Below are 21,772 nucleotides of genomic sequence, written 5' to 3'. Positions count from 1 at the left end.
GTGACTGATCGCGACGAACTTCTCACCCTGATCAAGGATCTGGCCGTTGTACACGGCAAGGTCACGCTCTCGTCCGGCCTGGAAGCCGACTACTACATCGACCTTCGCCGGATCACCTTGCATGCCAAGGCCGCGCCTCTGGTCGGGCGCGTGTTGGCCGAGCTGACAGCCGATTGGGACTATGCCGCAGCCGGCGGTCTCACCCTCGGCGCCGACCCGGTCGGTACCGCCATCATGCACGCCTCGAACGGAACCGTTGACGCGTTCGTGGTGCGCAAGGAGGAGAAGAAGCACGGTATGCAGCAGCGGGTCGAGGGGCCAAGCGTGACCGGCAAGCGCGTGCTGGTGGTGGAGGACGTGTCTACAACCGGTGGCAGCCCCTTGACTGCGGTCGAGGCACTTCGCGACGCTGGTGCCGAGGTCGTCGGCGTTGCGCTCATCGTCGATCGCGGTGCTGCGAGCACGATTCGCGCCGCTGGCCTGGAATGTCGATCAGCCTTCAGCCTGGCCGATCTCGGATTGGCCTGAGCCAAGTGCCCGCCTGTGGCAGTTGAGCCGTCGTCGTCGGCGCCTCCGGCGATGGACCGCGATCCCGACGACGCAACGCCGGACTTCGAGGTAGGCGTCGGACCGCACCCCAGACCGTGGCCAGCCGGCGACCAGTACGATCCGGAACTGCTTCAAGCCGGCGATCGCCGCAACGTCATCGATCAGTACCGGTACTGGCGCGTCGACGCGATCGTGGCCGACCTCGACACCCGGCGGCATGATTTCGTCGTCGCGATCGAGAACTGGCAGCACGATGCGAACATCGGGACGGTCGTGCGCACCGCGAACGCCTTTCTGGCTCGGGAGGTTCTCATCGTCGGACGCAAACGCTGGAATCGGCGCGGTGCGATGGTGACTGATCGATACCAGCACCTCAAGCATCTGCCGGCAGTCCAGGACGTCGTCGACTATGCCCGCGCTGGCGAGTACACCATCATCGGGGTCGACAACACTCCGGGCTCGGTCCCGATCGAGACGGCCGAGCTTCCTCGAAGAGCGCTGTTCCTCTTCGGGCAGGAAGGCCCAGGGCTCACCGACGGCGCGCATGACGTGGCATCGGTGACGCTGTCGATCGCCCAGTTCGGATCAACGCGATCGATCAACGCCGGCGTAGCCGCAGGGATTGCGATGCACGCCTGGATCAGGCAGCACGCGACTAGCTGAGGTAGCTCAGGTCGGGCAATCGTCTTTGATATTCATCGAGCAGCGCTCTTGCCACCGATACCGAATCGATCAGCGGGTGCTCGGCGAACGCTCGTACCGCTGCGTCTCGTGACCCGCCGGTTGCCGCCTCGATGACCGATCGCTCGACAGCCTTGACAGCGCACACCAAACCGGCTTGGTGATCGGTCAGCGGTGCCACCGCAAGCGGCCGCGGGCCAGCCGCGGTCACGGTGCACGGCAGCTCGATTACGGCGTCCTCGTCGACGCTGGAAAGCGTCTCGCCGTTGCGCACATTGACGATGAGCGTCGCCGGGTCGTCGTGGGCGATCGACCGCATCAGGGTCACCGCGACCTGCTCGTACCCTCCGGCAGCGAGGTCGCTCGCGGCCCGTCCGGCGCCGTCGTCGCGTGTCTCTGCCATGTAGGTCGCGTCACGCTCGGCGCGTACCCTCCGCCAATTGTCATAAGCCATACCGGATTCGCCGGTTGATGCGTAGAAGTTGCCTTGCTGGTCGAGCAGGAACTCGCCGCGGGTGTTGTGACTCGACTTCGCGGCTTGTACCGCCTCGCGGTGGAAGTAGTAATAATGCAGGTATTCGTTCGGGATCGAGCCGAGGCTGCGTAACCAATCTGCGCCGAAGAGCTGACCCTCTTCGAACGATTCGAGCGCCGCCGGATCGGCGAGCAACCGAGGCAGCACTTCGGTTCCATCGATCGAGATTCCCCTGAGCCAGCCAAGATGATTCAGCCCGACGTAGTCGAAAGCGATGGGCTGGCCGTTCACATCATTGGTCAGGTCGGTCTCGATCATGACGCCCAACGCGCCGGCAACGCGCCGGCACAGACCTGCCGGCGAGTCACAGATTCCGATTACTCGGTCACCGAGGACGGTCTGCATGGCCTCGGTGACCAAGCCCGCCGGGTTGGTGAAGTTGATGATCCAGGCTTGGGGTGCGAGTGTGGCGATCCGGCGAGCCTGTTCCATCGCGACGGGCACGGTCCGCAGCCCGTAGGCGATGCCGCCAGCGCCAACCGTCTCCTGGCCAAGTACTCCCAGGCCTAGCGCTACCCGCTCGTCCACCGTTCGCGCCTGGGCACCACCGACCCGAATGGCGCAGAAGATGAAGTCAGCGCCTCGAACGGCTTCATCCAAGGTTCTCGCCAGGATTACGTCCGGCGCCCGCGGCGAACGCGCCGCCTGGTCGCGCAGAACTGCCGCGATCGTGTCGACCCGGCTGGGATCGGTGTCATACAGGACAACCTCGGTGATCGGGTCGGGCCCGGTGTCTGCGAGTAGTGCCGAATAGACCAGCGGTACCCGAAAACCCCCACCGCCCAGGATCGTCAGTCTCACGAGCTAGACGCTAGCGGTCAGCAATGGCTCAGCCGACGCCGAGTGCAGCCGCCGTCACTCCAACCGTGGCCAACGCGAGGATCAGTGCTCCGATCGCACCGGCATAACCGATGGCGCCGAAGCCACAGACCGCGACGATGATCAGCGCCGCGAGCGGCGTGCTCTCGCCTGGAGGCACCGGCAGCCCGCGGCGCTCGGTCAGGTTCACGCCCAGCACGATGCCGATGCTCGCTCCGAGGACCATGACCAGCAGGTGCAAGCCGATGCCGCCCCACCAGACTCCGGTCCGGTCAGCGCCGGACTGCCGGCCGACCTCGGCGGCGATGACGCCCAGGACGAAGTACGGGCTGGCTGCCACGACCGCGGACAGCCAACGGGCGAACAGCGCCCGCTCGCGGCCGCCGACGGCGACCATCGCAATCTGCCACACCGGTGCCTGCCGGCCCGAGCAGATCAGCCAGCCCGTCCAGGCTGAGATCATCAGAAGCGCAGGCGCGATGAAGCCGTAGGCGGCCGGAGCCGGATGAACTGCCAGCGCCGTGAAGATGATCAACACCAGCACGTAGCTGATCAACGGCCAGAGCCACTGTCCCGAACGGATATAGCTGCTCAGTTCCTGCCGGAGCAGCGTCCTCATGAATTCGGCTCGACTCGGCGGATCAGCCAGCCGTTCTGCAACGCAATCCTCAGCAGATCGTTGGTGCGGTCGTGTTCAGCGATCACGGTGAGCCCGTCCGGGTGTGGGCGGTAGTCGATGATGCCCACCGCATGGTCGAATCCCTCGCCGGTGCCGTACAGCTCCAGTCGCATGCTGGTCTGCTCGCCGCTGGGCGATTCGTGTGGCAGCGGAAAGATGATCCCGCCGGACAGCGACAGGTGCTGATCGACTTCGAGCGCACGAAGGCGCCAGCTGCGATCGGTGAAGACGATGACGCAGCCGACGTCGGCCAGCCGCTTCAGCTCCGCGGTCGCCACCAGCAAAGGCGTGCCTTTGAGGTCGTTCCAGGGGTCATCGACGATCAGCAAAGACGGCCGGTCGAGTAACGATTGGGCGAAGGCAACTCGAGCCAGATCTTCAGCCGACAGTTCTTTCAGGTCGAGATCAACCACGGCTCGCAACGAGAACCGGTCGATCACACCATCGGCTCGGTCATAGGCTTCTTTCGCAGACAGCCCGCGCAGTTCCCCGAGCCGGCGCAGATACCGTTCGGTGGTCACGCCAGAGTGTGCCGGGAATCTCGAGGGGACATAGCTAATGACCGGTGGCCGATGCCGGACGGTGCCGGCCGAGGGTCGGGTGACGCCTGCAAGCACTCGAAGCAACGTCGACTTTCCGCTGCCGGGGGTTCCGGACAGACGGACGATCTCACCGGCTGGCAACGACACAGCGACATTTCGAAATACCCAGCGGCGCTTGTAACGCACCCCGAGACCACTGGCCCAGAGCGCAGCAGCCTCCACCATGTCGCCATGCTCTCACGACGCGAGAAAAGGACGGCGTTAGCTGCGTGATGGTCGACGATTAGGTCGCTACTGTGTATGGATGGTCAACGATGCGATCAAGATCGTCGAGAATACCGGCGACACCCGCTTCGAGATCTACGTCGATGGTGAACTTGCCGGATTTACTGTCTATCAAGTACGGACGCCCGAGCTGTACGCGTTCGTCCATACCGAGATCGGTGCCGAGTTCGCCCATCGTGGTCTGGCATCTGAGCTGATCGAGTACGCGCTGGAATCGATGCGGACGCGCGCTATCTCGGTTCTGCCCTACTGCGCGTTCGTCCGGGCTTTCATCGCGCAGCACGACGATTTTCTCGAACTTGTCCCGATGCAGAGCCGGGTTCAGTTCGAACTTCCCGACCTCAGCTGACCGGGTTCAGCTATGTGTTCGACGGTTAGTCGGTGATCTTGGCCAATCCGAGGATGAGCCGGTCGAAGATCTCGTCATAGGCGGGCCACGGAAAATCCGGGTGGCGTGCGCGCAATGATGCGTAGCCGTGCATGGCCACCCACAATGCGGTGGCGTCGACGAACGGATCGGTGCTCGCAGATCGTCCGGCCACTGCGCACGCGGTGATGCCGTTGACGAGTATGGCGAAGGCATCGGCCCCGATCAGGTGATCGGCCAGGAAATCGTCGGGGTCCGGTTTGCTTTGCTCGGTAGAAATGGGCGGTTCGACGGGTCCGGAGCTTTGTAGATCTCTCGTCAGCGCGTCGCTTTGGAAGAGCAGGCGATACCGCTCAGGCCTCTCCTCGGCAAAGCGAAGGTAACCGTTGCAGCCCGCGCGTAGCCGGCGCACCGGATCGGATTCGGGCACGGATCCGATTGCCTGGGTGAGGGCCTCGATGAGTTCGGTGAATGCCTCGTCCAGCACCGCCTCCAGGATCGCCTCGCGGTCGGCGAAGTGGGCGTAGATCGAGGGCGCCGAAATTCCGACCTGCCGCGCAACAGCCCGAAGCGTGACCGCGTCCTCCCGCCCGGTGCGCTCGAGGATCGCAGTCGCCGCGTCGACGATGTCGTCGCGCAGTTTGGTTCCTTCGCCGCGCCGGTTCCGGGTGCGCTGGATTGCTGACTGCTGGGATGACTTCACGCCCGTTACTTTACGGCCGTTCACTCATGGTGTAGAACTAACACACGTAACCAAACAGTCGTTAGCTTAGGAGCAAGGTTATGACCGGAATCGTCACGGACGGGCACCCCAGACGGCGCCAAATTCTGGCAGTGCTCTGTCTGTCACTGCTGGTCGTCGTTATCGACAACACCATCTTGAACACCGCGTTGCCGACCTTGGCACGCGAACTCAACGCCACGACGAGTGATCTGCAGTGGATCACCGATGCCTACACCCTGGTCTTCGCCGCACTACTCATCGTGGCCGGCGCGCTGGGGGACCGGTATGGCCGCCGAGGTGCCCTGCTCCTTGGCCTGAGCATTTTCGCCCTCGGGTCGGCTGCGGCCGCGATGTCCACCAGCGCGGACATGCTGATCGTGTTCCGGGCCGTCATGGGCCTTGGTGGTGCCTTCGTCATGCCAGCTACCTTGTCGATCATCACCGCGGTGTTTCCGACGAAGGAACGCGCCGGGGCAATCGGTGCGTGGTCGGCGATCGCAGGTATCGGGATCGTCATAGGGCCCACGCTCGGCGGATTCCTGCTTAACCACTTCTACTGGGGATCCGTTTTCTGGGTCAACGTGCCGCTGGTTGCCATCGCTATCGCCGCCGTATATTTCGTGGTCCCCTCGATGCCCGGTAGTGCCAGTGCGAAATCGGCCGGTCGCCTCGACGTCCTTGGTGCTTTGCTGTCGGCTGCGGCCATGGTGGCAGTCATCGATGCCGTCATCGAAGGTCCCAACCGCGGTTGGCTAGGCGTCAGCACCCTTGGCGAACTCGCTCTGGGTGTCGCGCTCTTCGCCGCCTTTATCGTCCGTGAACTTCGCATCGACAACCCCCTCCTCGACGTTCGGGTCTTCAGGCACCGGGCGTTCTCGGCGGCGGCTGCGGCCGTTGGCGTCACCTTCTTCGCGCTGTTCGGTTCGCTGTTCGCCCTCACCCAGTACCTGCAGCTTGTGCACGGCTACTCGCCGCTGTCGGCCGGACTTCGGGCGATGCCGTTTGCGGTCGCGGTGATGATCGCCGCGCCGTCGAGCAGCCTGCTCGTAAGGCGATTCGGCGTTCGGGTCGTGATCCCGGCCGGGCTAACCGCAATGGCTACCGGACTGCTCATCCTCACCCAGGCCACACCGACCTCGAGTTTCTACTACCTCTCCCTGGGTGTCGCGATAATGGGCGCCGGTATGGGCCTCGTGATGGCTCCCGCAGGCGAATCGATCATGACGGTGCTGCCGGTGTCGCAGGCCGGCGTCGGCAGTGCAGTGAACGACACCGTGCAAGAACTTGGTGGCAGCCTCGGTGTGGCGGTGCTGGGTAGCGTGGTTTCCGGCGCCTTCCGACACAGCATGGACACGGCAGGCTTGCCGGGCGGAGTGGTCGAGCACGCCCGGTCCTCGATCGCGGCCGCCGACGCGACCGCTCAGTCGCTGACGGCACAAGGAGGCCCCGCGGCCGCCGGGTTGGCCAGCCACCTCACCGGCGTCGCGCATGACAGCTTCACCAGCGCGATGACCACCGGTTTTACCGTCGCTGCGATCGTGGCCCTTCTTGGCGCCGGCGCCGTTGCCATCTCATTGCCGCGCAAGAGTCGCGGGATGGCCAGCCCGACCAGCAAAGCGGCTGGTGAAAGAGCCGACTCGGACGACGCCACTGATGCGTTGGCCAGCGCCTGAGCTACCAGCGGTTCACATCAACCAGCCGCACGATCGCCTCGCCCGCCTCGTCACTGGCGGCGAGGTCGATCGTTGCTTCGATCGCCCAGTCGTGGTCATCGTCGGGGTCATCGAAGACCTGCCGTACCACCCACTGAGTGGGCTCGACGGTGATATGTAACAACGCCGGGTTGCGGGCATCGGCACCGATACCGATCTCGTCGTACTCGGCGAAGTACTCCTCCAGGGCGGCCTGCCACGTCTCGGCATTCCAACCGGCGGACCCGTCGAGTTCGCCGAGATCGACATAGCGGCGGTGGGCGGCCAATTCCACCCGTCGAAACATTGCATTACGGACCAGGACGGTGAATGCGCGAGTGTTCGCGGTGAGCCTGCGAGTGGGCGGTGCCACCTGAGCGATCTCGCCGGGCATGGTGGGGTCGAAGGCCGTCAGTTGTTCCCATTCGTCGAGCAGGCTCGAGTCGACCTGGTGAACCACTTCGCCCAGCCATTCGGTCAGATCCTCGACGCTTTCCGTCCTGGCCGCGGCGGGAACGCCGGCGCGCAGCGCTCGATACGCATCGCTGAGATAGCGAAGTACCAGCCCCTCGGATCTGGTCAAACCGTAGAACGCGACGTACTCCCCGAAGGTCATCGCCCGCTCCCACATCTCGCGCACGACCGATTTTGGCGAGACGTTGAATTCGATCAACCAGGGATGGGTCTGACAGTAAATCGCGAAGGTTGTATCGAGGAACTCGAGCAACGGCTTGGGGTAGGAAACCTCCTCGAGCAATTCCATCCGCTCGTCGTACTCGATGCCCTCGGCCTTCATCGCTGCAACCGCTTCACCGCGCGCCTTGAACTGCTGTGATGACAGGATCTGACGGGGATCTTCCAGGGTCGCCTCGATGACGGACAGCACGTCAAGGGCGAACGTCTCTGATTCGACGTCGAGAACCTCCATGGCTGCCAATGCAAAAGTCGACAACGGCTGGTTCAAGGCGAAATTCATCGGCAGATCGACGGTGAGGCGCACCGTGCGCCCGGTCTCGTCAGGTTCGGGCAGGCGTTCGATGACTCCGGCGGCCAACAGCGACCGGTAGGCCTGGATGGCCGTCCGAACGTGTTTGCGCCGCCGGGTCGTCGGCTCATGGTTGTCGAACAGGAGTTTGTGCATAGCGGCAAAGGCATCGCCCGGACGAGCCACGACGTTGAGCACCATTGCGTGCGATACCGCAAAATGCGAGGTCAACGGTTCCGGTGGTGCGGCGATCAGCCGGTCGTGGGTCGCCTTCGACCAGGAGACGAAACCTTCCGGGGGCTTCTTGCGCTGCACCCGACGACGTTTCTTCTCATCGTCGCCGGCCCGTGCCAGCAGCCGAACGTTCTCGACCTCATGCTCGGGCGCTTGGACGACGACCGTACCGGCGGTATCGAATCCGGCCCGCCCGGCTCGGCCAGCGATCTGATGAAATTCGCGGGCCTGCAGTTGTCGCGTCCGGGTGCCGTCGTACTTGCTCAACGACGAGAACACCACTGTTCTGATGGGAACGTTGATACCGACGCCTAGCGTGTCGGTACCGCAGATGACCTTCAGGTGGCCCGCCTGCGCCAGTTTCTCTACCAGTCGGCGGTACTTCGGCAGCATGCCTGCATGGTGGACACCGATGCCGTGCCGGACCAACCTGGACAGCACCTTGCCGAAGCCGGAGGAGAACCGAAAGTCGCCGATCGCTTGGGCGATAAGGTCTTTCTCCGCGCGAGTAGCCACGTTGACGCTCATCAACGCCTGGGCCTGCTCGAGGGCTGACGCTTGAGTGAAATGCACGATGTAGATGGGCGCTTGGTGAGTGTTCAGCAAATCGGTGATCGTTTCGTGCAGGCTGGTCACCGCGTAGTAGTGATGCAATGGCACGGGTCGGTCGACCGAGGTCACGACGGCGGTGTTTCGTCCGGTGCGCCTCGTCAGGTCACCAGCGAAGAAGTCAACGTCGCCGAGGGTGGCCGACATCAGTAGAAACTGCGCCCGGTTCAGTTCCAGCAACGGGATCTGCCACGCCCAGCCGCGTTCGCTGTCACCGTAGTAGTGGAACTCGTCCATGATCACCAAGCCGATGTCGGCCGCGGGACCCTCCCGCAAGGCGAGGTTTGCCAGTACCTCTGCGGTGCAGCAGATGATCTCCGCACCAGGGTTCACGCTCGCGTCCCCGGTCATCATGCCGATCCGCTTGGCATCGAAGATGTCGCAGAGATCGAAGAATTTCTCGCTCACGAGAGCCTTGATCGGCGCGGTGTAGAAGCTGCGTTTGCCGGCGACGGCGGCTGCGAAATGGGCGCCGGCCGCGACCAGGGACTTTCCGGAACCGGTCGGCGTTGACAGGATCACGTTCGAACCGGAGACGATCTCGATCAAGGCTTCGGACTGCGCCGGGTACAACTCGAAGGCGGTGCCGTCAGCTGAAACCCGCCCGCCGGCCTCGGCCCAGTCGGTGAAGGTTTTATAGATGGCATCCGGGCTGGCACTAGAGTTGGCACCAGAGCTGGCATCGAGTAGTCCGGCGTCGAGTACTTGGGCAAGGCTGAGCACGCTGTCGGAAGCCACACCGGGTTCACCGCTTGGCCCGCTGTCAAGGCCTGCTGCGGTCATTCCTCGACCTTACAACCCGGCCGTTATTGCGGATGCCACGTTGATGCGAGGTAGTTTTGCACTATGGCAGAAGCAGCTAGCTCAACGGCAGGGACGCCCCGTGCCACCAGGTCTGCGAAAGGCGTCGTAAAGCCCGGCCCGACGCTGTTCATCCTGTATGGAGCGACAGGTGATCTGGCCAAACGGATGGTGATTCCCGCCTTCTTCACACTGGCGAAGGAGGGACTGCTGCCCAAGGAGTGGCTGCTGGTCGGCAATGGGCGCGGAGATGTCGCGCACGAGGACTTTCGCCGTCACGTCCACCAGGTGCTCACCCAGTTCGGCCCGCACCCGGACAGTGGCCCGTGGGAGGAATTCTCGTCCCGGCTGCGCTTTGCCGGTGGCGGGTTCGCCAGTGATGATCCGGGAAGTTTGCTCGACGTGCTGGGTCAGGCGCGTAAGGAGGTGGGCAAGAAGGCTCAGTTGGTGCATTACCTTGCGGTGCCGCCGTCTGCGTTCCAAGGCCTGACTGAAGCTATCGGCGAACATGGACTTGCAGACGGCGCGCGGGCGGTCTACGAGAAGCCGTTCGGAACATCGCGTGCCGGCTTTCGCGAGCTGGACAAGGCCGTGCATTCGGTGTTCAACGAGCAGCAGGTCTATCGAATCGATCACTTTCTGGGCAAAGAGGCGACCCAGGATCTCCACGTTCTTCGTTTCGCCAATGGGTTGTTCTCATCGCTCTGGAACAACCGGCACATAAGTTCGGTCCAGATCGACGTGCCGGAACGGCTCGGGATCACTGACCGCGCTGAGTTCTACGATCACACCGGCGCGGTGCTGGACATGCTGGTGACGCACCTGTTTCAGGTCGCCGCGGAAGTCGCTATGGAGCCACCAGTCAGCCTGAACGCCGAAGACCTGCAGTCGGCACGTGAAGAGGTCATCGCATCGTTTCGGCCGCTTGACCCGGCAGAGGTCGTCCTCGGCCAGTTCAACGGCTACCGCGACGTTGCGGGAGTGAAGGCGGGGTCGCAGACGGACACCTACGTCGCGGCGAAACTGTGGATCGACAACGAGCGCTGGAGCGGCGTGCCCTTCTTGCTGCGTACCGGTAAGCGCCTCGCGCGCAACGAACAGCGGGTCAGCATCGTGTTGCGCCCGACTTTCGGGCCGATCCCCGACTTGCCGGAGGAAGGCAACGTCCTGTCGTTCTCGATGGCCGGTTCTGGAGAGTTGTGCCTGACATTGTTGGCGAAGCAGCCCGGCCCGGCACTCGCAGTAGCAGAAGCTGAAGTAGAGATCGCCCTCGCTGACCTTCCACATGCACAGCCGCTGCCGCCGTACGTCAGGCTCATCCACGACGTGTTGCTGGGCGACCGGTCGCTGTTCACCCGCCCTGACGGGTTGGCCGCAGTCTGGGACGTCGCCGAGCCACTGCTGTCGGCCCGGCCCAAGGTGCAGCCCTACGCGCCGGGTTCGTGGGGGCCGAAGGGTGCCCGGGCTCTCGTCGCACCGGGACGCTGGTTGCTCGGCGAGTAACCCCGCCCGCGCTCAACCCCGACCGCGCTCAACCGCGCCCGAATCGTGTAACGCTCGGCATCGATACGGTGCCGAGCGTTACACGATTCAGCTGGACTGGAGGGACGCCAGCAGTCGCGTCCCATCTGGAACGCCCAGTCCGGTGCAAGCATCCCAACCTGGCCCGGCGGGGTAGGCGCCGTTGTTGCCGTCCGTCACATCCCGAAAGCCCGGCGCGACGGAACCGGCCGCCGTCGTGCCGTACAACGCCGGTTGCAGTAAGCCAAGCTTGCGCCCCGTCGACTGCGCCAAGCGGGCAATCAGCGCAGCCCAAAGCGGCGCGACCGCGCTCGTGCCCCCGATGACCAGGTCTTTGCCGTCCACTCGAACGCGGTAACCGGTTCGCGGATCGGCATTTGCTGCTACGTCTGGAACGCCCCGCCCGGCCCAACTGGCAAGATCGTCGGCCCCTGGTTTCGACGATGTCTCGTTCGCCGCGACCGGTACGCCAACGTGTTGCTGCCAGGTCGGTACCGCGAAGGTGTCGCTGACCCCGCCACCGGTCGCGCCCTTGCCCGGGCCGTTGTTCCAGACCGTCTCGGCAGTCACGGCCCCGGTCTTGCCGTCGGCCTGCAGTCGGGTACCGCCACAGGCCAGGGCGTGCGGGCTCGCCGCCGGGAAGTCGACGTGGGACCGCCCGTCGGTGGCACGGTCGGTGCTGCCGTCGTCACCGGCAGCCACCGTGACCGTGACGCCCAGGGCAGCCGCGTCGACCAACGCATCGTCGAAAGCGCCGCGGGCCTGCGCCGTCCACTCGTCCTCGCTCTGCCCCCAGCTGATGCTGATCGCTGCCGGCGTCGGTTGCGCATGCGCTGCTTGGCTCACCGCATCGACGAAACCTGCGTCGGTGTTCGGCGCGAAGTACACGACTATCTCGGCACCCGGTGCCAGTGCACCGGCGACCTCGATATCGAGCAGGACCTCACCGTCGGCGCCGTTCGGATCTTGCCCCGGCTGGTTCTGGGCCCCATCGACGCCAACCGCCGTCACCTTCGGACCGGTGATACCCAACCCGGCGAAGTAGGCGTCGAGGTCAGACTGGGCGAAGCCGCCACCCAGTTCGATGATCGCGATCGTCTGACCGGTGCCGTCGGAGCCCTCAGGGAATCGATAGATCGTGCCAAGCTCGAGTGGCGTGTAGCTAACCGACGTGTCGGCCGCTGGCGCGATCCGGAACTGGGTACGTGACTGTGGGCGGTCGTCGAGGCCGAGCACGGCTGTGACCACCCCGTCAAGTTCGGCCGGCACGCTGAGCGCACCGGTGCGCTGGCGGAACGTAGCCGTGCCGCCGGCGGCGTCGGGGCCGGACACCTGTTGCAGGCTCGTCCCGAAGATCTGGCTGAGCACACCAGCCGCGCCGGCCACTCGGACTCGACGGCTGGCCTCATCGACCTCGATGACCTCGGCGCCCAGCCGCTCAAGCGTCCTCGTGACCAACTCGACGTCCGCCGGATCGGCGCCATAGCTCGCCGCAAAGTCCTCGGCCGAGATCGGTTCGGCCAGAACGCTTTCGGGCACCTCAGCTCGGCGGCGCAGTATCAGCGTGGCCTCGACGCGCGTATCTGCGGCCAACGCGGAGAACTCGTGGCCAGCTTTGCTGGGTACGGGCGCCCGCTCACTGCCAGGCAGCGGCAGTAGGCCCGGGTCTTCGGGGTTCGGCTTGGCGGAGTGATGGGGCAACTGACCGGCGTCGGAATGGTTGTCGTTCATGCCTCAGGTTTACCTGCTCCGTCCGACGTTTTGGGCCGATTTCGCGAAGTGGCCCGAAGGTCGATCAGTGGCGGTAACCGCGGGTTCGGTTTCGACCCCAGAACAACCAGATCAGCGGGAAGATGAAGAACGGTGGAACGTGTGCCTGACTGACCCAGGTGACAGTCCATGCGATCAACAGCACGAAAAGCAAGATCGGCAAGACGGGAACGTGCCGGCGAGCGTGATCTCGGCTGCGAACCGGCTCTACCCTGGACGGGCTCCGCGGCAGATCGGCGAACAAGGGCTCAAGGTCCGACGCGGTCTTGGCCTGGTAGACGAGGTGAACGCGCTCGTCGAATTCGTCCGGATCGAGTCGCCCGGCGGAGAAATGCTCGCCGAGAGCCTCGGCCGCCTGTTCGCGTTCGGCATTGCCAATACGTAGCGAGCGAGCTTCAAGATCACCCATGGGTATCACCACTCCGTCGTGCAGCCTTTTGTAAGACTGTAATAACCTCGGGCCGCTTACGGCGAGAATCTCAGCATTCCGCCAGCATCGGGCGGCCCAGCGATGGGCGGCCCAGCGATGGGCGGCCCAGCAACGGGGAGCCCAGCACCGGGCAGCCCAGCAACGGGCGGGCGGCCCGGTTAATCCGTACTAACCGACCGACTCGGCGGCCGCGCGTCCTGCGGCCCGGCCAGAAAAAATGCAGCCACCGAGGAAAGTTCCTTCCAGCGCGCGGAAACCATGCATTCCGCCGCCTCCGAATCCGGCGGCCTCGCCCGCTGCGTACAGGCCAGAGATCGGCTCGCCGCCTTCTCGCAGCACCCGGGCCGACAAGTCGGTCTCGAGGCCGCCGAGCGACTTTCGAGTCAGGATCTTCAGCCGCACGGCGATCAGCGGCCCGGCTTTCGGGTCGAGGATCCGGTGTGGCGTCGCGACTCGCGTCAGGCGATCGCCGCGATAGCGACGAGCACCGCGGATAGCGGTGACCTGAAGGTCTTTGCTGAAGGGATTTTCGATCTCGCGATCGCGAGCCAGTAGCTGGCTTTCGACCTCGGCAAGGTCGAGCAGCCCGTCGGCTGTCAAAGCATTCATGCCTTCTACCAGATCGGCCAGGTCATCGGCCTGGACGAAGTCCACACCGTGGTCGAGGAATGCCTGGACCGGCTCGGGTGCGCCCGCACGGATGCGATGCAGGACAGCAGGAACTGACTTCCCGGTCAGGTCGGGATTTTGCTCCGAGCCCGAAAGGGTGAACTCCTTTTCGATGATCTTCCTCGTAAGCACGAACCAGGAATAGTCGTAGCCGGAACGCATGATGTACTGCAGTGTCCCCAGGGTGTCGAAGCCGGGGAAGAGTGGCACGGGCAGGCGTTTACCCTTTGCGTCCAACCAGATCGACGACGGCCCAGGCAGGATGCGGATACCGTGATTTGGCCAGATCGGGTTCCAGTTGGTCAAACCTTCCGTGTAGTGCCACATCCGATCCTCATTGATGACGTGGCCGCCCGCCGCTTGGGCTATCGCAAGCATTCTGCCGTCTACATGGGCGGGAACTCCGGCGACCATTGACCGCGGGGCGGTCCCCAGACTGGACGGCCAGTTCTTGCGCACCAGGTCCAGATTCGCCCCGATACCACCAGAGGTGATGATCACCGCTTGAGCCTTGAACTCGAAGCTGCCTACGACGTTGCGGGAACTCGATCGGCCGCGATCCACACCGGACCGTTCGAGCACGCTGCCGCGGACCCCGTCCACGCCGGCGTCGGAGACCGTCAGCCCATCGACCTGATGGCGGAACTTGAAGGTCACCAGGCCAGCCGCTTCGGCCTGTCGCACTCGTCTGATGAAGGGCGCGAGCACCGCAGGCCCGGTGCCCCAGGTGACGTGGAACCGCGGCACCGAGTTGCCGTGCCCGCTTGCCAGGTAGCCGCCTCGTTCAGCCCAGCCAACCACCGGAAAGAAACGAACACCCTGGGCGTGCAACCACGATCTCTTCTCCCCGGCAGCGAAATCGACATACGCCGCCGCCCATTGACGAGGCCAGTAGTCTTCGGCGCGGTCGAAACCCGCGGTGCCTAGCCAGTCCTGCAGGGCAAGCTCTTGGGAGTCTTTGATGCCGAGCCGTCGTTGCTCCGGGGAATCGACCAGAAAGAGCCCACCGAAGGACCAGAATGCTTGGCCGCCAAGGGATTGTTCAGGCTCTTGTTCGACGACGATCACCCGGCGGCCGGCGTCGGCAAGTTCTGCGGCAGCAACCAGTCCCGCCAGGCCGGCGCCGATCACAATCACGTCCGCGCTGTTCACCATGGCCGCCATCCGCTGATCGATATTTACCTTTGGTAGTACGGTAAATTGGTAGTCCGGTCAACCGGTAAACCGGTCTCAGGCTAGGGCAGCGTGAGAATCTCCGCACCGTCTTCGGTGATGTGCAGCGTGTGCTCCCATTGTGCGACCCAGGATTTGTCCTTCGTCACAACGGTCCAACCGTCTGGCCACATGTCCCAGCCGTAGCCGCCGAGGGTGAGCATCGGTTCGATCGTAAATGTCATGCCGGTCTCGATGAGCGTGGTCGCACGTGGCTCGTCATACGGCCAGATTGTCGGCCTGGAATGAAAGGACGGTCCCACTCCGTGCCCGGTGAAGTCACGAATGACCCCATAGTTGAAGCGCTTGGCGTAGGACTCGATGACGCGGCCGATCACGCTGACCGGGCGGCCCGGGCGAGCGGCTTTCACCCCGCGCATCATGGCCTCGCGGGTGCGTTCGGAGAGCAGCCGGACTTGTTCTGCGGGCTCGCCGGCGAAGAAGGTCGCGCAGGTATCGCCATGGACTCCGTCGACGAACGCCGTCACATCGATCTTGACCACATCGCCGTCGAGCAGCGGCCGATCATCGGGGATTCCGTGACAGATGATCTCGTTGACCGATGAGCACAACGACTTCGGGAAACCTTTGTAGCCAAGAGTGGACGGGTAGGCGCCATGATCAAGGATGAACTCGTGACCGATCCGGTCGAGCTCATCGGTGGTGATCCCCGGCGCCACGTACTTGCCGACCTCGTCACGCGCCATGGCGGCGATCTGTCCAGCTAGCCGCATCTTCTCGATGACCTCGGGGCTTCTGACCGGGGCATCGTCGAAATCCCACGGAAGGTCGGCCGGCTTGCTACCGGACGCAGGAGCGTAGTGCGGCCGAGCGATGCTCGCAGGTACCTGCCGCAGTGGACTTATCTTGCCGGGCTCGACCAACGGTCGATCGGCCGAGCTGCCGGCAGACGCTGTGTGAGTGGCTGAACTAGTACTCATCGACGAATCAAACCTCGATCACCATTGGCATCAACATCGGGCGGCGGCGGTATTTCTTGTCGACCCATCGACCGACCGTGCGGCGCACCAGGTGCTCGAGCGCGTCAGCGTCGCGGGTGCCGTCCAGCAGCGCCTTCTCGATGGTCTGAACGAGCTCGACGCGGATCGGCTCGAGGGCTTCGGGATCATCGGTGAAGCCACGAGCTGTCAGCTCCGGCCCGTACACGACCTTGCCTGCGCGCAGATTGACCCCGACAAGGATCGACACGAAGCCCTCATCGCCGAGAATCTGACGTTGCTTGATGACCTGGTCGCCAATATCGCCGACCGCGAGGCCGTCGACGTAGACATTGCCGATATCGATCTGGCCTACCAGTTCGGCCTTTCCTTCGAACAAATCGACGACCACGCCATTCTCGGCAAGCATGATCTGTTCGTCTGTCATGCCGGTCGACCTGGCGATCGCGGCGTGAGCCCTGAGGTGGCGCCACTCACCGTGCACCGGCATCAGGTTCTTCGGCCGGACTGCGTTCAGCAGATAGCGCAGCTCACCTGCCGGCGCGTGCCCAGAGACGTGTACCAGCGCTGTCGATTTGTGGACCACGGTTGCACCGAGCCGCGACAGCCCATTGATGACGTTGAAAACGGAGTTCTCATTCCCCGGGATCAGCGAGGAGGCCAGCAGGATCAGATCGTCCGGAACGATGCGGATCGATGGATGTTCCCGGTTGGCCATCCGCGACAGCGCGGACAGGGGCTCGCCCTGCGATCCGGTACAGACCAGCAGAACCCGCGAGGACGGCATCGCTTCGGCGTCCTTCAGATCGATCAGGATGCCGTCGCGGACATGGAGCAGACCAAGATCGCGTGCGATCTGCATATTGCGAACCATCGACCGGCCGACCAATGCGACGTGCCGACCTGACTCGTGCGCAGCGTTGAGAACCTGCTGTACTCGGTGAACGTGGGAGGCGAAGCAGGCGACGATGATCCTGCCCTTGGCCTTGGTGATCACGTCCGCGACGACCTTGCCCACGTCAAGCTCACTGGGGATGAAGCCGGGAACCTCGGCGTTCGTCGAATCGGCAAGCAGCAGATCGACCCCTTCGTCGCCGAGGCGTGAGAACCCTGGCAGGTCGGTGATCCGTCCATCGAGCGGGGTCTGATCCATCTTGAAGTCACCCGTGTGCAGGATCGTCCCGCCGGGCGTTCGGATCGCCACCGCCAGCGCGTCCGGAATCGAATGGTTCACCGCGTAGAACTGCAGGTCCCACTCACCGACCGAGAGCCGGTCGGTTTCGCGCACGATGCGGATATCGGGACGAATACGGTGTTGTTCGAGCTTGGCAACGATCAGGGCGCTGGTCAGCCGGGAGGCGATCAACGGGATGTCGGGGCGCGACCGCAACAGGTACGGCAACGCGCCGATGTGGTCCTCATGGCCGTGGGTCAGCACGATGGCGTCGATGTCTTGGAGCCGGTCCTGATATGCCGACCAGTCCGGCAGGCCGAGGTCCACGCCAGGCGCGTTGGTCTTGCCGAGCAACATGCCGCAGTCCACGACGAGCAGCCGCGATCGTCTGGCGCCGTTCGGGCGGGTCTCGAACATGGTCATGTTGCGACCGACCTCGCTGATACCGCCGAGGGCAACCACCCGCAAGACGTCCTTGTCGAGCTTTGGCGGTGCCGGAAGCGCCCGATCGGGATTACTCATGCGGCAATCTCTCCCTACGTATTTCGACCCGACGTCACCGTGAAAATTGGCGTTCGGAAGCGCAGCGGCAAAACGCTGCTCTACTCAAGGCTAATCGCTTGCCGGTAGCCCACCCGCTAGCCTCACCTCATGAGCGCCCCCTCGGCCACGAGTCACGTCGTCGCCCTCGACTCCAGCCAGGTCAAAACCGTCGGACTCGGCGCGATCATCGTCATCGTGCTGATCGGTCTGATCATCTCCTTCGTCGTGACCAGGATCATCACCAAGATCATCACCATTGCGATCATGGTGGCGCTTGTCTTCGTCCTCTACAACCAGCGCCAGAAGGTGATCGACGCCATCGACAACTCAGCGAAGAAGTGCGATGCGACGTTCTTCGGCGTCCATGTGCAGCCCAGTGACGAGAACATCAAGAAGGCTTGCGCGGCGGTAGCCAAGCAACGCGGCAGCTAGCCTCCCAGCGCGGGGTGGGCGGCGGCCCGTTCACCGTCTCCGGGGGCGTTACGCCGTCTCGGCGCGTAGCCTGGCGGCCCGTTCGGCGGGCGGCACCATCGCCCACCGAATGCCGCCGACGATCGTGTTGCCTGCAAGGCGAACCACGGTGCCTTCGGCGACCGGAAGGTAGGGCAGCCGCAGCGGCCAGCGGGCCCATCGTGGCAACAGGCCGATCGCGGTCGCGGCCAGGATCGCGTACGGCGGCCGCGCTGGCAGCGGTAACGGCGGCCGGAAGAGCATGAACCTGGCCGCGGCGCGGGCCTCGCTCGTCCCGCTCAGTTCGGGGCGGTAGGCCTCCAGTTGGGCTCTGAGGTCGAGGTAGGTCAGGGGTGGGTCGACAACTCCGAGCGCGGTCGCGACCCGGGCCGTGTCGGCCACATAATCGTCCCGACCGGCGTCGTCCAGCGGGGCGGCGCCGTAGTGCTGGTGCGCGAGCAGGAAGCTGTCGACCTCGGCCAGATGAACCCATTTGAGCAGGTGCGGATCGCTCGCCGCGTAGCGACGCCCGTCCGGCGCGGTGCCGGCGACTCGCTCGTGGATGCCGCGAATCTTGGCGACCATCGCCTCGGCGTCATCGGCCGCCCCGAAAGTGGTCACCGCCAGAAAGTGGCTGGTTCGGGCCAACCGACCCCAGGGATCGCCACGGTAACCGGAGTGTCCCGCTACGCCAGCCATTGCCAACGGGTGTAGCGACTGCAGCAGGAGAGCCCGAAGACCACCGACGAACATCGAGGCGTCGCCGTGTACCCGGCGAATCGGGCGGTCCTCGCCGAACCAGCGGGGCCCGGCCGCCAGATGGACCTGCTTGGCATGTTCGGGTCCGTCAGCGCCGGCGACCTTGGCGAACAGGTCGGAGGCGATCTTCGCGCGGAACTCTCGGACCATCGGAAGCGCGCTCACGCCGTCGGTCAAACTGCTCATCGATACCGTCCGTTCATTTATCCAGTGTGCCGTGGTTTGTGATGACGGGAGTAAGTTCGCGATCGGTAAGACCCGAGATGCGACGGAGAAGTGAGTAGCTATGACCGAGGATCGCCGCACGGTTCCGCTCCGGGAGCGGCCCGCCTACGCGCAGCTTGCCGCACACTACGAAGCGACGAAGGCCACGCATCTTCGGGACCTCTTCGCGGCCGAACCCGACCGCGGTACCCGATTGGCGACTCAGTTCGAAGGCATCTACTTCGACTATTCCAAGCACCGCATCACCGACGAGACGTTGCGCTTACTCATCGCACTTGCAGAGGAATCCGGCCTCAGCGAACGAATCGCGGCGATGTTCGACGGCGAACACATCAACATCACCGAGGACCGCGCGGTGTTGCACGTCGCACTGCGGGCGGCTGCCGATGAACACATCAGCTTCGACGGCCACGACGTCGTGCCTGACGTTCACGACGTGTTGGCAAAGATGGCCTCTTTTGCGAACCGGGTTCGGTCCGGCGAATGGACCGGTCACACCGGCCAGCGGATCCGCAACATCGTCAACATCGGCATCGGCGGCTCCGACCTCGGGCCGGTCATGGCCTATGAGGCACTCAAGCACTACAGCCAACGAGATCTGACGATGCGTTTCATTTCCAACATCGACGGAACCGATTTCGTCGAGAAGACCCTCGACCTCGATCCAGCCGAAACGCTGTTCATCGTCGCCTCCAAGACATTCACCACCCTGGAAACGATGACCAACGCGCACACCGCGCGTGATTGGCTACTCGCCGGGCTTTCCACGAGTGGGGCCCCGGGGAGCGGAGACGATACGGCGGTGGCCAAGCATTTCGTCGCGCTGTCCACCAATGCCGAGAAGGTCTCCGAATTCGGGATCGACACCGACAACATGTTCGGCTTCTGGGACTGGGTCGGCGGTCGTTACTCGATGGACTCGGCGATCGGCTTGTCGACCATGATCGCGGTCGGACCGGACGGATTCACCGAGCTGCTCGCCGGGTTCCACTCCGTCGACGAGCATTTTCGCAGGGCCCCACTGGCCGAAAACATCCCGGCTCTGATGGGACTGCTCACCGTTTGGTACACCGATTTCTTTGGATCGCAGACTCAAGCCGTTCTGCCTTATGACCAGTACCTGAACCGTTTTCCGGCCTATCTGCAGCAATTGACCATGGAATCCAACGGCAAGTCGATTTCGCTCGACGGCAAGCACGTGGACTACAACACCGGTCCGGTGTACTGGGGCGAGCCCGGCACGAACGGCCAACACTCGTTCTATCAGCTGATTCACCAAGGAACGCTGACCATTCCGGCCGACTTCATCGGATTCCTGCATACCCTGAACCCGATCGGCGAGCATCACGACCTGCTCACCGCGAATGTGTTCGCCCAGACCGAGGCGCTCGCGTTCGGCAAGACCGAGCAACAGGTCCGCGAGGAAGGCACACCGGATTCCCTCGTGCCATTCAAGGTTTTCGAAGGCAACCACCCGACGTCTACGTTCCTGGTGGACAGACTCACCCCCTACACGCTGGGCCAGCTGGTCGCTTTGTACGAACACAGCGTCTTCACCCAGGGAACAGTCTGGGCAGTCGATTCCTTCGACCAATGGGGCGTCGAGCTCGGCAAGGTCCTGGCACAGCGGGTGATTCCCGAATTGCAGGCCCCGACAGCGGTCGAACTGAAGCACGACAGCTCCACCAATACCCTGATTTCGAAATACCGGGACGCTCATGGTCGGCCGTGACGTTCGGGCCCCGAGCCGACGCGTGAGAGAGCAATTATTCCGGAACGCGGCGGCTGCGCAATAAGTGAATCAGAGTCGGGAGCAACGACAGGATCACCACGGTGACCAGGATCAGATCGATCTTGGGCGCAATGGTCTTTCTGACGAACTCGATATGCCCGAGCCAGTAGCCGAGTAGCAGCACGCCGTCGGTCCAGATGATGCCGCCGATAACGGAGTACAGAACGTAAAGCGAGAAACGCATCCTGCTGACGCCGGCCATTACGGTTGCCACTGTCCGTACCACGGGGACGAATCTGGCCAGGATGATCGTTGCGGCGCCGTACCGATCGAAAAAGGCTTGGGACCGAGTTACGTAATCGGGCCGGAACAAACGTGATCTGGGCCGATCGAAGACCTTCGGACCCGCCTTCCGGCCGATCCAGTACCCCGCGATGTTGCCAAGGATTGCTGCCAGCGGCAATGCGACGAGCAACACCGGTAGCGACGGCAGGTTGATGCTCGGATCGTTGATCGCCAACACCAAGCCCGCTGAAAACAGCAGGGTGTCGCCGGGTAGGAAGAATCCGATCAACAGTCCGCACTCGGCGAAGATGATGATGAGCAGGCCGACCAACCCGTAGCTGCCCAGCAGATGGTTCGGTGAGATCGGGCTGGCGAGCGTGTTGGTGGCGAATTCGAGCGCCAGCTGGTGGGTCATGATCGGATACTTTACGGAGCAATCCGGCCCACTCCGACTTGCCGCTCAGGCTCTCGTCATTCACAGACTCCGTACAGATGAATCGAAGGACTCGTCCAGCGCGGCCGCGCAGAGTTGGGTCATGAAC

19 protein-coding genes are annotated in these 21,772 nt (G+C 63.8%); 7 read left to right on the top strand and 12 right to left on the bottom strand.

The window, feature by feature from the left end; genetic code table 11:
- Both pyrE and ACSMXN_RS23860 read left to right on the top strand, forming a co-directional pair.
- Entirely contained in the window at nucleotides 1–528 is a 528-nt protein-coding gene (pyrE, locus tag ACSMXN_RS23865; RefSeq protein ID WP_022915706.1) for an orotate phosphoribosyltransferase, read from the top strand.
- A 51-nt stretch (nucleotides 529–579) separates the two neighbouring features.
- Nucleotides 580–1,212, top strand: a complete 633-nt coding sequence (locus tag ACSMXN_RS23860) for a TrmH family RNA methyltransferase (protein WP_027140031.1) — start codon at nucleotides 580–582, stop codon at nucleotides 1,210–1,212.
- On the opposite strand, the gene ACSMXN_RS23855 is transcribed toward ACSMXN_RS23860, so the two are convergent.
- The 3 genes from ACSMXN_RS23855 to ACSMXN_RS23845 are packed head-to-tail and all read right to left on the bottom strand — an operon-like array spanning nucleotide 1,205 to nucleotide 4,030.
- The gene (locus tag ACSMXN_RS23855) at nucleotides 1,205–2,566 is read right to left on the bottom strand and encodes a 6-phospho-beta-glucosidase (protein WP_022915704.1); all 1,362 of its coding nucleotides are present in this window, start codon (nucleotides 2,564–2,566) and stop codon (nucleotides 1,205–1,207) included. The two genes, ACSMXN_RS23860 and ACSMXN_RS23855, sit on opposite strands and share 8 nt — an antisense overlap.
- 28 nt (nucleotides 2,567–2,594) lie before the next feature.
- A complete protein-coding gene (locus ACSMXN_RS23850; RefSeq protein WP_022915703.1) occupies nucleotides 2,595–3,203 on the bottom strand; it encodes a hypothetical protein in 609 nt (202 codons plus the stop codon).
- Nucleotides 3,200–4,030, bottom strand: a complete 831-nt coding sequence (locus ACSMXN_RS23845; protein ID WP_022915702.1) for an ATP-binding cassette domain-containing protein — start codon at nucleotides 4,028–4,030, stop codon at nucleotides 3,200–3,202. Before ACSMXN_RS23845 ends, ACSMXN_RS23850 begins: the two co-directional genes overlap by 4 nt.
- 79 nt (nucleotides 4,031–4,109) lie before the next feature.
- Between ACSMXN_RS23845 and ACSMXN_RS23840 the strand changes: the two genes are divergently transcribed.
- Nucleotides 4,110–4,439 (top strand): GNAT family N-acetyltransferase, encoded by a 330-nt coding sequence (locus ACSMXN_RS23840; protein WP_022915701.1) that lies wholly within the window; start codon nucleotides 4,110–4,112, stop codon nucleotides 4,437–4,439.
- Nucleotides 4,440–4,464: 25 nt separating this feature from the next.
- Here ACSMXN_RS23840 and ACSMXN_RS23835 read toward each other — a convergent pair whose 3' ends face one another.
- Nucleotides 4,465–5,160 (bottom strand): TetR/AcrR family transcriptional regulator, encoded by a 696-nt coding sequence (locus ACSMXN_RS23835; RefSeq protein WP_022915700.1) that lies wholly within the window; start codon nucleotides 5,158–5,160, stop codon nucleotides 4,465–4,467.
- Nucleotides 5,161–5,240: 80 nt separating this feature from the next.
- Between ACSMXN_RS23835 and ACSMXN_RS23830 the strand changes: the two genes are divergently transcribed.
- On the top strand, nucleotides 5,241–6,854 hold the full coding sequence (locus ACSMXN_RS23830) for a DHA2 family efflux MFS transporter permease subunit (protein WP_022915699.1): 1,614 nt from the start codon (nucleotides 5,241–5,243) through the stop codon (nucleotides 6,852–6,854).
- Between the two features lies 1 nt (nucleotide 6,855).
- On the opposite strand, the gene ACSMXN_RS23825 is transcribed toward ACSMXN_RS23830, so the two are convergent.
- Nucleotides 6,856–9,483: a DEAD/DEAH box helicase gene (locus ACSMXN_RS23825; protein WP_022915698.1), complete on the bottom strand. Its 2,628-nt coding sequence runs from the start codon at nucleotides 9,481–9,483 to the stop codon at nucleotides 6,856–6,858.
- Nucleotides 9,484–9,546: 63 nt separating this feature from the next.
- Between ACSMXN_RS23825 and ACSMXN_RS23820 the strand changes: the two genes are divergently transcribed.
- Complete coding sequence (locus ACSMXN_RS23820) at nucleotides 9,547–11,004, top strand: glucose-6-phosphate dehydrogenase (RefSeq protein WP_022915697.1); 1,458 nt, start codon at nucleotides 9,547–9,549, stop codon at nucleotides 11,002–11,004.
- A gap of 87 nt (nucleotides 11,005–11,091) precedes the next feature.
- On the opposite strand, the gene ACSMXN_RS23815 is transcribed toward ACSMXN_RS23820, so the two are convergent.
- The 5 genes from ACSMXN_RS23815 to ACSMXN_RS23795 form a co-directional block, all read right to left on the bottom strand.
- Nucleotides 11,092–12,753, bottom strand: a complete 1,662-nt coding sequence (locus tag ACSMXN_RS23815; RefSeq protein WP_022915696.1) for a S53 family peptidase — start codon at nucleotides 12,751–12,753, stop codon at nucleotides 11,092–11,094.
- Between the two features lie 64 nt (nucleotides 12,754–12,817).
- The gene (locus ACSMXN_RS23810) at nucleotides 12,818–13,201 is read right to left on the bottom strand and encodes a DUF1707 SHOCT-like domain-containing protein (RefSeq protein ID WP_022915695.1); all 384 of its coding nucleotides are present in this window, start codon (nucleotides 13,199–13,201) and stop codon (nucleotides 12,818–12,820) included.
- Nucleotides 13,202–13,390: 189 nt separating this feature from the next.
- Nucleotides 13,391–15,046 (bottom strand): FAD-binding dehydrogenase, encoded by a 1,656-nt coding sequence (locus ACSMXN_RS23805; RefSeq protein ID WP_027140027.1) that lies wholly within the window; start codon nucleotides 15,044–15,046, stop codon nucleotides 13,391–13,393.
- A gap of 80 nt (nucleotides 15,047–15,126) precedes the next feature.
- Nucleotides 15,127–16,044: a type I methionyl aminopeptidase gene (gene map, locus ACSMXN_RS23800; protein ID WP_022915693.1), complete on the bottom strand. Its 918-nt coding sequence runs from the start codon at nucleotides 16,042–16,044 to the stop codon at nucleotides 15,127–15,129.
- Between the two features lie 7 nt (nucleotides 16,045–16,051).
- Nucleotides 16,052–17,758, bottom strand: coding sequence for a ribonuclease J (locus ACSMXN_RS23795; protein WP_022915692.1), 1,707 nt, complete (start codon nucleotides 17,756–17,758; stop codon nucleotides 16,052–16,054).
- A 129-nt stretch (nucleotides 17,759–17,887) separates the two neighbouring features.
- Between ACSMXN_RS23795 and ACSMXN_RS23790 the strand changes: the two genes are divergently transcribed.
- Entirely contained in the window at nucleotides 17,888–18,211 is a 324-nt protein-coding gene (locus tag ACSMXN_RS23790; protein WP_022915691.1) for a hypothetical protein, read from the top strand.
- Between the two features lie 48 nt (nucleotides 18,212–18,259).
- Here the strand turns inward: ACSMXN_RS23790 and ACSMXN_RS23785 are convergent, their stop codons facing one another.
- Nucleotides 18,260–19,138, bottom strand: coding sequence for an oxygenase MpaB family protein (locus ACSMXN_RS23785; RefSeq protein ID WP_035944889.1), 879 nt, complete (start codon nucleotides 19,136–19,138; stop codon nucleotides 18,260–18,262).
- A gap of 136 nt (nucleotides 19,139–19,274) precedes the next feature.
- Here ACSMXN_RS23785 and pgi point away from each other — a divergent pair, with 136 nt between their 5' ends.
- On the top strand, nucleotides 19,275–20,945 hold the full coding sequence (pgi, locus tag ACSMXN_RS23780; protein ID WP_022915689.1) for a glucose-6-phosphate isomerase: 1,671 nt from the start codon (nucleotides 19,275–19,277) through the stop codon (nucleotides 20,943–20,945).
- 34 nt (nucleotides 20,946–20,979) lie between these two features.
- Here pgi and ACSMXN_RS23775 read toward each other — a convergent pair whose 3' ends face one another.
- Nucleotides 20,980–21,645: a VTT domain-containing protein gene (locus tag ACSMXN_RS23775; RefSeq protein ID WP_022915688.1), complete on the bottom strand. Its 666-nt coding sequence runs from the start codon at nucleotides 21,643–21,645 to the stop codon at nucleotides 20,980–20,982.
- Nucleotides 21,646–21,772: the final 127 nt, after the last annotated feature.

Source organism: Parajatrophihabitans canadensis (assembly GCF_053764775.1).
The sequence above is the reverse complement of the archived record's forward strand: the minus strand, read 5'-3'. Positions and strand labels throughout refer to the sequence as shown.